The sequence below is a fragment of the Nocardioides taihuensis genome (genome assembly GCF_042657275.1).
GTDB classification, from domain to species: domain Bacteria; phylum Actinomycetota; class Actinomycetes; order Propionibacteriales; family Nocardioidaceae; genus Nocardioides; species Nocardioides taihuensis.
In genome coordinates, this window is sequence record NZ_JBHSKD010000028.1 from 26726 (window position 1) to 41181 (window position 14456).

Annotated in this window: 15 protein-coding genes; 8 read left to right on the top strand and 7 right to left on the bottom strand. The window is 69.3% G+C overall.

Annotation, left to right across the window (positions count from 1 at the left end):
* Positions 1-25 precede the first annotated feature (25 nt).
* From ACFPGP_RS22490 to ACFPGP_RS22505, 4 genes are all read left to right on the top strand, one after another.
* Positions 26-361: a hypothetical protein gene (locus ACFPGP_RS22490; protein WP_378593661.1), complete on the top strand. Its 336-nt coding sequence runs from the start codon at positions 26-28 to the stop codon at positions 359-361.
* 20 nt (positions 362-381) lie between these two features.
* Positions 382-717, top strand: coding sequence for a hypothetical protein (locus tag ACFPGP_RS22495; RefSeq protein ID WP_378593663.1), 336 nt, complete (start codon positions 382-384; stop codon positions 715-717).
* A 69-nt stretch (positions 718-786) separates the two neighbouring features.
* Complete coding sequence (locus ACFPGP_RS22500; RefSeq protein ID WP_378593665.1) at positions 787-1491, top strand: TetR/AcrR family transcriptional regulator; 705 nt, start codon at positions 787-789, stop codon at positions 1489-1491.
* A gap of 22 nt (positions 1492-1513) precedes the next feature.
* Positions 1514-3415: an amidohydrolase gene (locus tag ACFPGP_RS22505; RefSeq protein WP_378593667.1), complete on the top strand. Its 1902-nt coding sequence runs from the start codon at positions 1514-1516 to the stop codon at positions 3413-3415.
* Position 3416: 1 nt separating this feature from the next.
* On the opposite strand, the gene ACFPGP_RS22510 is transcribed toward ACFPGP_RS22505, so the two are convergent.
* From ACFPGP_RS22510 to ACFPGP_RS22525, 4 genes are all read right to left on the bottom strand, one after another.
* Complete coding sequence (locus tag ACFPGP_RS22510; RefSeq protein WP_378593669.1) at positions 3417-4664, bottom strand: ATP-grasp domain-containing protein; 1248 nt, start codon at positions 4662-4664, stop codon at positions 3417-3419.
* Positions 4665-4707: 43 nt separating this feature from the next.
* Positions 4708-5517: a hypothetical protein gene (locus ACFPGP_RS22515; RefSeq protein WP_378593671.1), complete on the bottom strand. Its 810-nt coding sequence runs from the start codon at positions 5515-5517 to the stop codon at positions 4708-4710.
* Positions 5514-6020 carry a SigE family RNA polymerase sigma factor gene (locus ACFPGP_RS22520; RefSeq protein WP_378593673.1) on the bottom strand — a complete coding sequence of 169 codons (507 nt, stop codon included), beginning with the start codon at positions 6018-6020 and terminating at the stop codon, positions 5514-5516. The genes ACFPGP_RS22515 and ACFPGP_RS22520 overlap by 4 nt, the downstream gene beginning before the upstream one ends.
* A 75-nt stretch (positions 6021-6095) precedes the next feature.
* A complete protein-coding gene (locus ACFPGP_RS22525) occupies positions 6096-6866 on the bottom strand; it encodes an alanyl-tRNA editing protein (RefSeq protein WP_378593675.1) in 771 nt (256 codons plus the stop codon).
* A gap of 247 nt (positions 6867-7113) precedes the next feature.
* Here ACFPGP_RS22525 and ACFPGP_RS22530 point away from each other — a divergent pair, with 247 nt between their 5' ends.
* Genes ACFPGP_RS22530 through ACFPGP_RS22545 form a run of 4 tightly spaced genes read left to right on the top strand, consistent with a single transcriptional unit; the run spans position 7114 to position 11769 of the window.
* Positions 7114-8880 carry a KAP family P-loop NTPase fold protein gene (locus ACFPGP_RS22530; RefSeq protein WP_378593677.1) on the top strand — a complete coding sequence of 589 codons (1767 nt, stop codon included), beginning with the start codon at positions 7114-7116 and terminating at the stop codon, positions 8878-8880.
* Positions 8881-9741, top strand: a complete 861-nt coding sequence (locus ACFPGP_RS22535) for a hypothetical protein (protein WP_378593679.1) — start codon at positions 8881-8883, stop codon at positions 9739-9741.
* Between the two features lies 1 nt (position 9742).
* The gene (locus ACFPGP_RS22540) at positions 9743-11017 is read left to right on the top strand and encodes a hypothetical protein (protein ID WP_378593680.1); all 1275 of its coding nucleotides are present in this window, start codon (positions 9743-9745) and stop codon (positions 11015-11017) included.
* Complete coding sequence (locus tag ACFPGP_RS22545; protein WP_378593682.1) at positions 11014-11769, top strand: TatD family hydrolase; 756 nt, start codon at positions 11014-11016, stop codon at positions 11767-11769. The genes ACFPGP_RS22540 and ACFPGP_RS22545 overlap by 4 nt, the downstream gene beginning before the upstream one ends.
* 126 nt (positions 11770-11895) lie before the next feature.
* Here the strand turns inward: ACFPGP_RS22545 and ACFPGP_RS22550 are convergent, their stop codons facing one another.
* The 3 genes from ACFPGP_RS22550 to ACFPGP_RS22560 all read right to left on the bottom strand — a co-directional run bounded on the left by ACFPGP_RS22550 (position 11896) and on the right by ACFPGP_RS22560 (position 14304).
* Positions 11896-12111 carry a hypothetical protein gene (locus ACFPGP_RS22550; RefSeq protein ID WP_378593684.1) on the bottom strand — a complete coding sequence of 72 codons (216 nt, stop codon included), beginning with the start codon at positions 12109-12111 and terminating at the stop codon, positions 11896-11898.
* A gap of 503 nt (positions 12112-12614) precedes the next feature.
* Complete coding sequence (locus tag ACFPGP_RS22555; RefSeq protein ID WP_378593686.1) at positions 12615-13181, bottom strand: hypothetical protein; 567 nt, start codon at positions 13179-13181, stop codon at positions 12615-12617.
* A 241-nt stretch (positions 13182-13422) separates the two neighbouring features.
* Positions 13423-14304, bottom strand: coding sequence for a DUF6011 domain-containing protein (locus tag ACFPGP_RS22560; protein WP_378593687.1), 882 nt, complete (start codon positions 14302-14304; stop codon positions 13423-13425).
* Positions 14305-14456 lie beyond the last annotated feature (152 nt).

Genomic DNA, 14456 nt, shown 5'->3' on the forward strand with positions numbered 1-14456 from the left:
ACCACCGCCGGCGCGTAGGCTCCCCGTGGCCGAGGAGAAGGAGCACGAGATGGTGGCGAGCCGGTCCGCGCGGGAGCGGAAGGCCGCGGTCGAGGCGGGCCCGCTGGCGACGGTGCGGATCGAGGTCGACGCCCAGGACAAGTACGTCTACAAGGTCACCTGCACGACCTGCACCACCAAGGGCGACCGGCCGTGGGCGACCTACCGCGCCGGCCAGGACAACGGCTTCATGGCCGCGATGGACCGCTGGATCTTCCACCTCGTCGAGAAGCACCCGGACGCCGAGGCGCCGTGCCTGGCCTACCTGCCCGCCGCGCAGCAGCGCCTGCACGAGCGCCGCCAGCACGAGGGCGGGGCCTAGCCGCGACTACGCTCGCAGGCGTGTGGTCGATCTGGTCGGAGAACTCGTTGCTGTCGATCGCCTCGCAGGACTCCGTGCTCTCGATCGGCAGCGCAGCCTCGGTGGCGTCGTTCGCGAGCATCGGTTCGTTCGCGTCGGCCGGCTCGATCGGGTCATCGATGTCGGTGACGTCGCTGTTCTCCCACCAGTGCCGGGGCTCGGCGTTCTCCCACCAGAGCGACGGGTCCGTCCTCTCCAGCCAGGCCCGGCGCGCCCTGCTCGGCCGACGGACCCGGGGCCAGGTGCCGGCAGGGCTGGTCACCGCCGGGGTCGTCTGCGCGCTCGGCGCGATCGCCGTGCACCGCGCGCTGCGCTGACGCCAGGGGCGTCCAGACCGCCGAGTCAACAGCGTTGACTCCACCGGTGACCACCCCGAGACTCCGGTGGTGGCCGCCACCACCCGACCCTCCCGCGCCCCGGAGCGCGCCCCGCGCCCCGAGCTCTCACGGGAGCGCATCCTCGACGCGGCCCAGGCGCTCATCGACCGCGAGGGCGACGGTGCCCTGACCTTCCGGCGCCTCGGGGCCGAGCTCGGCGCCGACCCCACCGCCGCCTACCGGCACTTCCGCAACAAGGACGAGCTGCTGCTCGCGCTCGGCGACCGCCTGCTCGGCGAGGCTCTCGACCCGGTGCTGACCGCCACGCCTCCCGATGCCGACTGGCGCACGGTCAACCGCGTCGCGGCCCACAGCATCCGCGACACCCTCGTGCGCCACCCCGAGCTGGCCCGGCTGGTCAGCATCCGGATCACCCAGGGCGCGAACGAGGCGGTCGCGATCGAGCGCGGCCTCGCCACGCTCGCGGCGACCGGCCTGCCGACGCGCGAGGTCGTCGCGGTCCAGCGCGCCCTCGCGGACACGATCCTCGCGTGGTCGGCGTTCACGGCTGCCTTCGAGGCGTTGCCGGAGAGCGCGAAGTCGCGCGACGCCGCCGCGTGGGACACGACGTACCGCACCCTGCCGCCCGAGCAGTTCCCCCACCTCCACGCCGCCCGCCCCTACCTGGACGAGTTCGACGACGCCTTCGACATCGCGCTCGACCTGGTGTTCGACGGCATCGAGGCCCGCATCGCCGCCCACCGCCCCGCATAGCCCCACCCAGCAGGAGAACCCCATGACCCAGCTCACCCGTCGCCACCTCCTCGGCGCCGCCGCCACCGGCGCCGCCGCGACCACGCTCACCACCGCGACGGGTACGGCGGCGCGCGCCTCGTCCGGGCCGGGCTCGACCCAGGCCGCCACGGTCATCAAGAACGCGCGGGTGTGGACGGGCACCGGCGGCATCGCCGAGGCGGTCGCGATCGGCGAGGACGGCAGGATCATGGGCGTCGGCACCAGCCGGGCGATGGGCCGGTACGTCGGCAACCGCACCGTCGTGCTCTCGGCCGCGGGCCGGACCGTGATCTCGGGCATCCACGACGGGCACGTGCACCCCACGGCCGTCGTGCAGTACCTGATCTACCCGACGCTCGACGACGCCCAGCTCACCCTCGCGGAGATGCAGTCGGCGCTCAACGGCTTCCTGGCGAGCCCGAGCACGGTCTACCGCGGCGACTGGCTCTTCGTGCTCGGCTGGAACCCGGTCGCCTGCCCGGTCGACGCACTGCCCGCGGTCAAGCAGTACCTCGACGAGCTCACCAACCCGTCGGACCGGCCGATCATCCTGCGCGGCTCGGACGGCCACAACTCCTTCGTCAACAGCCGCGCCCTCGAGATCGCGGGCATCGACCGCAACACCCCCGACCCGGCGGGAGGCGTGATCGTGCGCGACTCCAGCGGCGAGCCGACCGGCGTCCTCGTCGACACCGCGCAGGACCTCGTGATGGCGAAGATCCCGTCGCTGTCGGCCGAGGAGCAGCTGCCGTGGTTCGGCGCGATCTCCGGCTACATGGCGTCGATGGGGATCACGTCGTTCCAGGACGCCTACGTCACCCCGGCCGAGCTCGACCTCTACGCGCTCGCCGGCGCGCAGGGCCTGCTGCGGCAGCGGGCGCAGGCGATGCTGCTGCTGCCCGAGGAGTACTTCGACGACCCGGCCGGCGGCCTGGCCTGGGCCGAGGGGCTCGCCTCCGCGTACGCCGGCACGCCCTGGCTCTCGATCCGGACGATCAAGATCTTCCTCGACGGGGTGATGGAGTACCCCGCCCAGACGGCCGCGCTGATCGACCCCTACCTCGACGCCGACGGCACGCCGACGAGCAACCGCGGCAACCTGTACGTCGACACCGCGACGCTGTCGCGCATCATCACCGTCTTCGACCGGGCCGGCTGGCAGGTGCACATGCACGCGATCGGTGACCGCGCCGTACGCACCGGTCTCGACGGTGTCGCCGCGGCCCGGGCGGCCAACCACGGCTCCGCCGTACGCCACACGATCGCGCACCTGCAGCTGATCGACCCCGCCGACTACGGCCGGTTCGCCACGCTCGGCGTGATCCCCGACTTCCAGCTGCAGTGGGCCTGCAGCGACTACTGGACCAACGAGGCCCTCCACCCCTACATCGGCGACGACCGCTACGCGCGGCTCTACCCCGCCCGCAGCGTCTGGAACGCCGGCGGCGCGCTCGCCGGCGGCTCGGACTGGCCGGTCGACCCGCTGGCGCCGTGGAACCAGGTCGCCACCGCCGTCGACCGGATCGGCCTCGGCGGCCTGCCCTCCAGCGGTGCCGGCGGCACCGGCCTACCGCTCAATCCCGACCAGGCGCTCCCCCTGGACGCCTCGCTGGCGATGCACACCCGCGGCTCCGCCCACCAGATGTACCAGGAGGCCGTCACCGGAACGGTCGTCGTCGGCAAGGACGCGGACCTGCAGATCCTCGACGTCGACGCGACGGTCGTGCCGATGCGCAAGCTCGCCCTCGCCAACGTCGTGCGCACCTTCCGCGCCGGCGAGACGACCTGGGACAAGACCGGCCCCGACTCCCAGACCACACCGGCCAAGCGCAAGCACATCGAGCGGGCGGCACTCGCCGCCGCCAAGGCCGACAACGGCTGCGGCTGCACGCGCCGCCACTGACTCAGGAGGTCGGTGCGCCAGCCGCCTGGTCGTCGGCCCACAGCCCGATCAGGCCACGGAAGTGGGCCATGAACTCGTCGTGCTCGTGCGGCGGGTACGTCGCGGCGACGGTGTCGCGCAGGAGCCGGTCGAACTCCTCCGACGTCACCCAGTCGTGCACCTGCTCGGGCAGGTGGGGCAGGTGCTCGGCGCACCACTCCCAGTAGCGGTCGGTCTCGAAGTAGTCGTCGGCCAGCGCGAGGTAGGCCTCGAGCTTGGCGTCGTAGTCGAGGGCGTCGTCGTCGGCGATCTCGAAGTAGCGCGCGCTCTCGAGGTCGACGCCGCTACGCCGCCCGGTGACCACGCAGTACGTCGTCCAACGCACCAGTGCCGTCATCGCCCACGGGAAGTAGTAGTGCAGCGAGGTGACCGCGACGTCGGGGCAGGCGTTGGCGTAGTCGATCGGGTAGACGTCGTCGCCAGTCACCAGCATCTCCGCGGAGTTGAACTCCCAGCGGAAGAAGGCGTTGACGATGCGGCTGATCGCGACCGCCTGGTGCCCGGCCTTCTCGGTGAGGAAGTCGTGGGACACGGCGTACCGCCGGTGCATCGGCTGGTCGGGGCGGAAGTCCATGACCATGGTCTCCGGCCCGATCGAGAGCGCGCGGGCGAAGTGCTCGTAGTCGACGGTGGCCTGGAGGTGCATCAGCATCTCGCCGGACTCGTCGTACGCCCGGTGGAGGTCGGCGCGGTCGTTGACCCGCGAGACGCCGCGCCAGCCGCCGCCGTCGAAGGGCTTCATGTAGAGCGGGTAGCCGAGCTCGTCGGCGAGCCGGTCGAGGTCGAAGGACTGGTTGTACTTCTCCGAGGTGTAGGCCCAGCGGACGTTGTCGACGGGGTTCTTGTAGGGCACCAGCGTCGTCGGCGGGACCTGCAGGCCGAGGCGGACCAGCGCGCAGTAGGCGCTGTGCTTCTCCATGGCCTGGAAGGTGAAGGGGCTGTTGAGCAGGTAGGTGCCGTTGACGAGCGCGGCCTTCTTCAGCCACTCGCGGGGGTGGTAGTACCAGTGCGCGAGACGGTCGATGACCAGCTCGGTGCGCACCGGGTCGTCGAGGCGGAAGGGCTCGATGGTGAGCCGCTCGGTGGCCAGCGTGTGGGTGACGCCGTCCTGGGTGATCGGGCCGACGCGGCGCAGCAGGGTCTCGAAGGCGCGCGGCCAGTCCTCCTCCGCGCCGAGCAGCAGGCCGATCAGGTGCGCGCGGTCGCTCATGCCCGCACTTTTGCACATGGCCGCGCGGTGCGGCACCCGCCGCTCAGCCGTTGCCGGGCGGGTCCACCCCGGTGCGCACTGGCGGGTCGAACCGCTGGTCGGTCACCAGCGCCACCATCGCCTCGCGGGGGGGCAGCAGGCGCTCGGCACCCCGCCAGGTGTCCACGACCGCGGTCGCCCGCACCTGCACGAGGGTGGCGACTCCCGTCGCGGCATCGACCCGCAGGAACGTGACCTGCCGCGTCCAGTAGTTCTCGAAGCCGTCGCCGGGCAGGTGGGCGCGTTCGCGGGTGAAGACGGTGCCCTGCTGGACCGTCTCCGACGAGCACACACCCCCGAGCGGGGCCGAGGCGGTGCACGGGTCCTCGCGCACGTCGCCCGGCGCGAGCCGCCGTACCGTGACCCGAAGGTCGAACAGCCCCGTGACGTCGTACGGCTGCTCCCAGTCGAAGGTGCCCGTCCAGTGGAGGGGTCCGTCCTGGATCACGGCGTACCTGTGCACCGGCGCGAGCTCCCCGCGTGGTTCGGCCTCGGGGACGCGCTCGACGACCGCGGCCGACATGGCCTCGGCACTCGGCGGGTTGTTGGCGTCTCCCGGGTCGGGGATGCGCGTCTGGCTCGGCGTCGGGTCCGTGGCCACCGGGGCCCTGTCCGGCCCGTCGGTGCCACCGACCAGGGCGAAGGGGAGTGCGAGCGCCACGGCGACCGACGCGACGGCGATGGCCACCAGCGCGGCACGCCGGCGGCGCAGCCGGCGCCCGCCGGCGCGGAGGGCGTCGATGTCGGGCTCCGCGGGCAGACCGGAGTCGAGAGTGTCGACGCCCGCGCGGAAGCGGTGCTCGAGGTCGGTCATGACAGCTCCTCCTGGCTGGGCGCGGCGAGGACCCGGAGCCGTTGCAGGGCGCGCGAGCAGGTGCTCTTGACCGTGCCGACCGAGCAGCCCAACGTCGCCGCCACCTCCGCCTCCGGCAGGTCGAAGTAGTGCCGCAGCACCACGATCGCCCGCTCGCGTGGGGTGAGGTTGGCCAGCAGGTCCTCGACGTCGGCCCGCGCGGCGAGGCGGTCGTCGGTGCCGTCGTGCGCCGGGCGGTCCGGCGGTGGGTCGGTCGGCTCCTCGCGGATCCGACGACTGCGGCGCCAGGTGTCGACGTACGCGTTGACGAGCGCGCGCCTGACGTACGCGACGGGGTCGCCGCGCCCGACCGTGCGCCAGCGGGCGTAGGTGCGGGTCAGCACGTCCTGCAGCAGGTCCTCGGCCTGGGTGCGGTCGCGGGTCAGCGCGAACGCGGCCTGCCGCAGCGTGGGCCACGTGCCGCGCACGAACGCCTCGAACTCGGCGTCAGCGTCCGCACTCATCGTGCTCCTCGGGTCCGGGGCCGCTGGTGGCCCCTCACCTGCTTCCACGAACGGGACCCCGGAAAGGTTGAGTGGCTACTCCTCGGGGTCGAGGACCTCGAGCCGGATCCGCTTGTTGTCCTTGCCCTTGCTCTCGGTGCCGGCGACCCGGACCTTGCCGACCTCGGCGGTGGACAGCACGTGGGTGCCGCCGTCGGCCTGCCGGTCGAGCCCGACGATGTCGATCACCCGCAGCGGGTCGATCTCCTGCGGGATCAGGTTGGCGCTCGTACGGATCAGCGCCGGGTCGCTGTCGGCCACCGAGCGCGGCAGGAAGTCGACCACGATCTCGTGCGCCTTCGCGATCTCCTCGTTGATCCGCCGCTCGACCTGCGCCCCCAGGTCGGCCGACATGTGGGGGAACGGGAAGTCGAGCCGCCCCTTCATCGGCTCCATGTTGCCGCCGGTCACCGGGATCCCGTAGTCGGCCCAGATCACCCCGCACAGCACGTGCAGCGCCGTGTGGGTGCGCATCAACCGGAACCTCCGGTCCCAGTCGATCTCCCCCTGCACCTCCGCCCCGACGTCCGGGAGCCCGACGTCCCCGACGTCGACGGTGTGCCAGATCGCGCCCTTCTCCCGCCGTACGCCGGTCACCGCGATCGCTCCTCCCGGCGTCTGCAGCGTGCCGGTGTCCGCCGGCTGCCCACCGCCGACGGGGTAGAACGCCGTCCGCGCCAGCCGCAGCCGCCCACCCTCGCGGTCGACCTCGACCACGGTCGCGTCGAACTCGGTGCGATACGCATCGACTGCGAACAGCTCGGTCTCAGCCAGCCCAGCCGGCGGCGGATTACCAGGAACTCCCATGCGTCGTTCCTACCAGTCGGGACGCTCGGGGTGACAGGGCCACTGCCCGGGACCCGTCGACGACTGGTTCGGAGGAGCCCCTATCGCCCACAAAGACGCACCCGCCCAGCTGGCGTTTCCGGACCAGCGGTGCCCGGTCGCATCGACCAGTCAGACAGCGGCACGCTGAATGTCCCGAGGGTGTCCGTCCCACGGTCTACCGTGGCGGCACCCACTCACCGACGGACCTCAACCCGAACGGCGACCAATGAGCGCATCACCATTTCGCATCTGGGACGACAATCCGAGCCCAATCGACCTGCTGGGCTTTGACGCGGTCGTCCAGCCCGTCCTGCAGGCCAGCCGAACCCCAGACATTGGGCCTTTGGCGATTGGAGTTCACAGCCCATGGGGAGGCGGCAAGTCCACTGTCCTCAACCTCTTGGAGAACGCCCTCCGGGAGGACGCGAAGGTGCTCGTTGTCCGCTCCGACCCGTGGCAGTACGACAACCACCACGACGTACGCGGCGACCTGATTGCCGAGATCCTTGACCAGGTCGCGGCCGCGTTCAAAGAAGACGCGACAGTCAAGGCCAAACTGAACGACCTGCGGAAACGCCTGAGCTGGGGACGCATCGGGATGGCTCTCGGCAAGGGCGCCTTACTCATGCAGTGGAATCCTGAAGAGCTCGTCGACGCGTTCTCGCCACGAGGACGTGCCGACGACCGGTCAATGGCCGGTTTCAAGAAGGAGTTCGCCGAGCTCGTCGACGCGCTCCCCGACGTCGACCGAGTAGTCGTTCTCGTCGACGACCTTGACCGGTGCATACCCGCCGCCGTGATGGCAACCCTCGAAGGCATCAAGCTCTTCCTCGCGGTTCCCCGGATGGTGTTCGTGATCGCCGCCGACCAGGACATGGTCCGAGAATCGATCGCCGCCAGCCTCGGAGAGACAAACCGAAGCGCCGCGTTCGCCCTGCGCTACCTGGAGAAGATCGTTCAGCTCCCCGTCGCATTGCCACGGCTCGGACCACTGGATGCCGAGGCGTACATCGGAATGCTCCTCGCGGCCGAGGACGACCCGACCCCGGCGCAAGCACTTGCGCTTGCGGAGCACTGCGGACAGCGGCGAGATGCCGGCCTCACACCGTTCTTGGGCGGCCTCGACACGCTGGACTGGAAACCGTCGGCCCCGACCCTCGCGCTGGCGGCCCAACTGACCGACGGACTCTCCGCAGACAGGCTCGCCAACCCGCGCCAGGTCAAGAGGTTCCTCAACGCCTACGGGGTGCGCCGGGCCCTCGCCACCGCGCGAAGCGTCCCTATCCCTCCGGCGGCACTGATGAAGCTCCTTCTGCTCGAGGACCTCCACGGCACCTCCTTCCAGACTCTCGCCGCGACTCCTCGACCTGAGCGCGGCGCCCTGCTTACCGCTTGGGAGGCGTGGGCAAAGGCGACCGGCAAACCGACCGCCCCGACGGTGAAGAAGTCCACGCCCAGCAAGCCCGCAGCTCCTCCGAAGCTGCCCGCCGGGATCGCGGAAGACACCCGTCACTGGGCTGCGTCCGAGCCCTCGCTCGCCGACGTCGACCTCGCCTCATACATCGACTTGGCCGCGTCCCTGCTCAACGTGCGCTCCGGAGCCCAGGCCAGTGACGCGACCATCCGGCTTGTCGGCGATCTATTGGGCCCCAACGACTCCGTCCGCGAAGCTGCCGCCGTGACGTTATCCGAGCTTGCCGAGCCCGAGCAGCGTGCGGCGATGGAGCTCGCGATCCTTCAGGGCCGGAAGCTCGAGGACCTCGACCGCCTGTTCGAGGTCGTGATCACGTGGGCCGACAGGACGCCCGCGTTGGTTGACCTCGTCCTCGCAGCAGCTGAGGAGCACTACGACCGCCTCACGCCAGGAGCGCTCGTCAACATGTCGCAAGCGCAACAGGTGGACAGCTACAGACCGCTCGCCGAACGCATCGCCGCGGACACCGGGCATGACGACATGGTGCAAACGGCCGCGACCATGTTCCTGGAGGACTAGATGGGCACCAACGCCGCCTACGGCGGAAGCGGGGCCGCGCCGTGGGAGACGGTTCGCGACGAGTGGATGGCGCTCGACGCCTCCTCCAGCGGCGGAAGCGCCGACTCGGATACGTCAACCGACACGGGCGATGACCAGACAGTGCCGAGTCCTGCCGACAGCCTTATCGAAGCGATCGCCCAAGCCCTCATCGCCGAGGACGCGGCCGCCGCACGCCCCCAGGTGCCGACCGTCCCGCTGTCCCAGGTCCTTCCGCGACGAGGTGGCAGTTCAGGGGGTGGCGGGGGCGGCGGGGGCGGCGGGGGCGGCAGCCGCTCGGGAAGTGGATCATCGGGCACCGGTCGCCGAATCACCAGCCAGGCGGCCCGGGGCGGTAGCGCGATTGGCGCAGCGACCGCGTACCGGGACCGGGATGCCGAGGCTTTGGCCGGCTTCGGTCTCACGCTCCAGGAGCTCGACGCTCTCTCGCCCCGACAACGGTGTGCGCGGATCCTGGACGTGGCCATCGGCGAAGCTGGCCATCCTGACGAGCAGGCCATGCGGCACGCCGCCCTTGAGCAGATGAAGGCCATCCTCAACACTCCCGCGGACGCGCCAGCCGTCTCTGGTTTGGAGGCGATCAGAGGGTTCATCTCCGAACTGCTGGTGCGCATCGGCATCATCGAGCTCCGCGACCAGTACCTCGCCCAGGAACTCACTCCCCAACAAGTAGCCGCTCGAGAGGCGAGCCTGCGCACCTTCGTTCGTGCGAAGGCACGCGGCCTGAGTCTTGCCAAGTACGGGATGGTGTCGACCAGCGACATGCACCAGGTGGCCCGGCAGATGAGCGCGGATGTCCTCCGGCTCCTGAGGGGGAAATGACATGGCGACCGGCGGGAAGTACACCATCCGTGCCGCGAGTGACAATGCGGCAGACGAACCCGGTTACGTCGCGCTGGCGTGGCCACGACTCGCCAATAGCGCGACCAAGGCGGTCGAGTCTGACCTGGGCTGGGACCTCACCCCTCTCCCCGGTGTGACGCCGGCCGTCGCGGACCTGGTCCACCTCGCCGTTGGCGCCTACCTCGCCGACCGTCGAACGCGAAGGGGCGTCCGCTTCTCGCGCAGCTTGTCGCTGCGCCTGGCCGCCCTCGACCCAGACCTCTGGGACTCCACAACGCTCGAAGCTGCGGCGGACCTCCTCGCGTGGCTCACCGGCGACGAGTGGGAGCTCTCGGTGACACCCGCCGCACCGGTCGACCTCCCGGGCACGTTCTCCGTGCCCACGCTCGAGCCGGTCAGCCTTCTCAGCGGCGGTCTGGACTCGTTCCTCGGAGCTATCACACACCTCGGCGCCGGAGCACGGCCAATGTTCCTCGGCCACAAGGACACCTCGACCGCCATCCGGCACGCGCAGGGCGCGGTCGGCACGTGGCTCGGCCAGCAGTACTCGCCGGCACCGTCGTACGCGAGGTTCGCGATCTCCGGCACAGTCCGCCCGGAACCTACGAGCCGCAGCCGCGCCTTCATGTTCCAGAGCCTCGGAGTCGCCGCAGCAGTAAGCACGACCACGAACCGCCTCGTTGTCGCCGAGAACGGCTACACGAGCATCAACCTTCCCCTTCGGGCGAACCGCGGTGGCGCGCTCTCCACTCGTTCGACGCACCCGGTCACGTTCGACCGCGTTCAGCGGCTACTTGGGGCACTCGGCATCGACGTCACCATCGAGAACCCCTTCGAGTGGATGACCAAGGGCGAGGCGATGACGGCCGTCGTCGCCGGCGACCCGCCGGGAGGGTGGGACGCCATGGCCGCTCTGACCGTCTCCTGCGGGAAGCTGGGCGGGAACTTCTTCGAAGGGTCACCGAACATCAACTGCGGCCTCTGCGTGCCTTGCCTGGTGCGCCGGGGCACCTTTATCGCCAGCGGGGTCAAGGACAGCACTCGGTACCTCGTCAACGAGATCACCGGGGCACCCAGAGGCCATCTCATCGAAGTCCGCCGCGGCGACATCGAGGCAGTCCGCTCAGCCGCTGCTGCAGGCGTCGACGGCAACGCGATCGACGCCGGCACGTGGCCAGTCGGGTACGACCTTGACCGAGCCGAAGATCTTGTCGCCCGCGGCCTGCGCGAACTTGGCATGGTCGACCTGCCGTGACATTCCCGGCAGGGCTCCCCCTTCTGGACTGTCACGCCCACATTGCGCCCGACGTCACCGATCGGCAGATCGAACGCCTCGGAGATGTGCATGTCGTAGCGATGACCCGCAGCCTGGCCGAAGCGAACTACGCCTCGACCCGCTCGGACCGCCAGCTCACGTGGGCGGTCGGCGCACACCCCGGCCGGCCAGATGCTCTCGCGCAGTACAACCCCACGCTCTTCCGCTCTGTCGCATCCCGCTTCGCAGTAGTCGGCGAGGTTGGCCTTGACCGACGAGGTGTTCGCGAAGACCAAGAGCGAGTCTTCGACGATGTTCTAACCGCATGCGTGGACCTGCCGGTTCTGATCTCCGTACACTCCACCGGACGGACTCGCGAGGTCGTGGAGAGGGTGGAGCAACACGCGCTCAAGGGCGTAGTCCTCCACTGGTTCCTCGGGGCTCAGGACTTGTGCACACGCGCAGTCAAGGCGGGCGCCTATTTCTCCGTGAACTCAGCGATGCCAGGTGATCTCATCTCCGCGTTTCCAAGGGACCGCATTCTGCCGGAGACCGACTTTCCTGCGAAGCGCGTTGGCGCGGTAGCGCCAGGCGACACCCACGCGCTGGAGGTCTTGCTTGCGGAGATCTGGAATGAGCCCGTCGAGCACGTCAGACCAAACCTTTGGCGGAACTTGCGAACCATCTCCCTTGCGAGCGGAGCCATTGACAAGTTCCCCGAGGCACTAGCCGACGTGCTCCTTTCGGCATAACGGCCTGCGTATCGAGCATCCCGTCGACATCCCAGGGACAAGCGCGGTTGGGATTGTCAGTCAGACGACAAGACCAACTTGGCAGAAAGCACGATCCCGTCTCGTTTGGGTACCGCAACTTGGCCTTCACGAGATCGTCCAGTCGCACGCGGCCGTCAAGGACCGCAAACAGGTCGCCACCGTCCATTGCAATGGACGGGCCTTCTCGGAGTAGCGATCAAGCGCGGGTTTCGTGAAGCCGTTGACCGAGATGAACAGGTCAAGCGCGTTCTTGCCCTTGAAGCTGACCTTGGCTGCGAACGTGTCGAAGGCCGCGCGATCAGCAGCCTCGGCGAGCCACATTGATTCCTGTGGCTGCGGGAGCGGCCAGTCTCGGGCCGGAGAAGAGCTGTCTCGGACGCGCAGACGGACTGATTGGGGGCGGCGTTGTCGTTGCGCAAGTAGGCCTCCGCCAACTGTCGCCTGAACGTTGTACGGCTCGGCACGGCTTGTCGCACGCCCGGATCTCCCGACAACCGGCCGCGACTCACCCCATGTGGTGACTCCGGGCATGTCTTGATCGGTTCCCCCGAGCCTAGGCATCGATCCGTGTGAGATCTTCGAGTGGCACTCGCGCGCGCGCCGTCCCGCCAGACACTGACCTCAAACGAGAGCAGTCCCAATGCCCATCTTCACCAGCTACAAGTACGGGCGAAGTCCGCGCCACGTAGCCGTGGGGCTTAGCGGCCTTCAGCGCCGGCTCGGGCCGTGGAACTACGCATTGCTGGTACGCGGCTTCGTCGCCCTTCGAGCACCCGAGGATCGTGGAGTGGGACGCGGAGGGCTCGTTGACAGCGACCCTCGGCTCACACGTCTGGGTCCCGCAGGTCCTTGCGGGCGGAGTCGATGAGGGCTTGAGCTGCGTCGCGGTAGACCGGCGGGTCCTCGGTCAGGTTATGGGCGATCGCGTCTAGCATGCTGCGCTCGTCCGCGCTCGCCTTCCGCGCCTCGTCGTAGTCCTGCTCTTCCACCTTGCTGAGCTTCCAGGCGCGAACCGATCGAAGCATCCCAGCCGAATTCGACTGGATCAGGGTCAGTTGGATCTTGGCCTCTAGGTCGCGCAGCGCTTTCCGGGTCGCCTCGGAGCCGTACGCCTCGATCTCGGCCGAGAACTCGTCGATGTACTCCCTGGCCGCCACCAATGACTCGGCGAGATGCCTCATCTCCGCGCGAGCCCCGACCACGCGCACGATGGAGAGGCTGACGCGGATGGCGTTGAGCAGCACCTCGCTCTTGGCATCCCACACTCGCTCCTGGTAGGCGAGCCCGGCCTCGTGCTTGCGCTGGGCCCGCGCACCGAGCGCGGTCACAGCCAGCGAGCCGAGCGCGACACTGCCCGTAAAGATGACCGAGAGGCTTGCTGCGTTGGGCATGGACTGCATTGGATCACGCTGGGCCGACCGAGACATGTGTACTTGGGCTCGACCTCGACGATCTTGCCGCATTCCCCCGCACCCACCCACACGGATACACCTCTGCCGTTGAGGGCGCGCTTCGCCCTCGCGTCTTTCCGCCGCCTGCCAGACGTCTGCCATGCACCCGCAGGCGCCACACGCCAGCAGCGGCCTTCGGGGGCCGATCCTGGCTCAACCCCGGCGCGACGCTGGCGCGTCATCATTCCCACACGGCGGCGATCGACTGCTGCCATTCGGACGGCCCCAATGCCGTGTCCCCCCGACTGCCCTCCCTGGACCCGCCGTGCCGTGCCCGGTGCGAACACGTCGGTCCCATCCCCGCTCGAATCGACGCAGGCGTCGTCAGCGGTTGTCCACACTCCGAGCACCACTTGCCGGGCCGCTTGCGCCGCCTAGCTCCACCATTAGTTGCCCCTCCGATCATGGCGCTGCGGATTCGGTACGAGACGGTCATGTTCTCGGGAGACAGTCGGAGGTCCTCGATGAGAATGCGCTGCAAATATTGCGTGGCGGCGACCACGCTTGCCGTTCGCCAGCACAGTAGGCCCTCCTGCCCGGGCATTCCGTTGGTTGGAGCCGGGTCCAAAGGCAGGCCAAGACTCCATGTCCCCTTCGGACAGCAGGCCCCCGTTGACCAACGTGCCCAAAGCAGCGCCTCCTGCACTCGGATCGTCACCCACGCCTCCAGTTCGTCATCGTGAGCAACGCGATCGATCGTCACCACCGGCGGGATCAAACGCCGCCCTGCGGGGAAATGGAGGATCGCGGTGGTGGTCCTACCGTCCCGAAACCTCGAACGGATGACGTTCCACTGCCCCGACGAAGGTCGCCATTCAGGACGCAGGCGCACCGAGCTCTTCGACGCGCGCCCAGGTCCGATCGTGAAGACGTCCTTTCGGTTCTCAAGCAAGCGCTGAACAGCTCGCTTCTCGACTCCACCGGCATTGGCAACGCGGATCTGAAACATCCGTGGGTCGAGGTCTGGTTGGCGGGTGGCGATGTCGACAGCCGTGCGGAACAGTGAACTGTCTTCATCGAGGGCCGCGCCACGCTCCTTGATGACCGAGTCGACGGGGTTCACGCCCCTGGAGATGCCACTCCGCAGCGAGCCTCGTCGCAAATTGACTCGGATGGCCCTCATCACCGCTCAGAGGCGCGACAGGCGCGCAGACCTCGACGAGCCCGGCCCTGCCCTTAGGACATGCGTTATCCGCCGCTCCGGGGACCGACCGT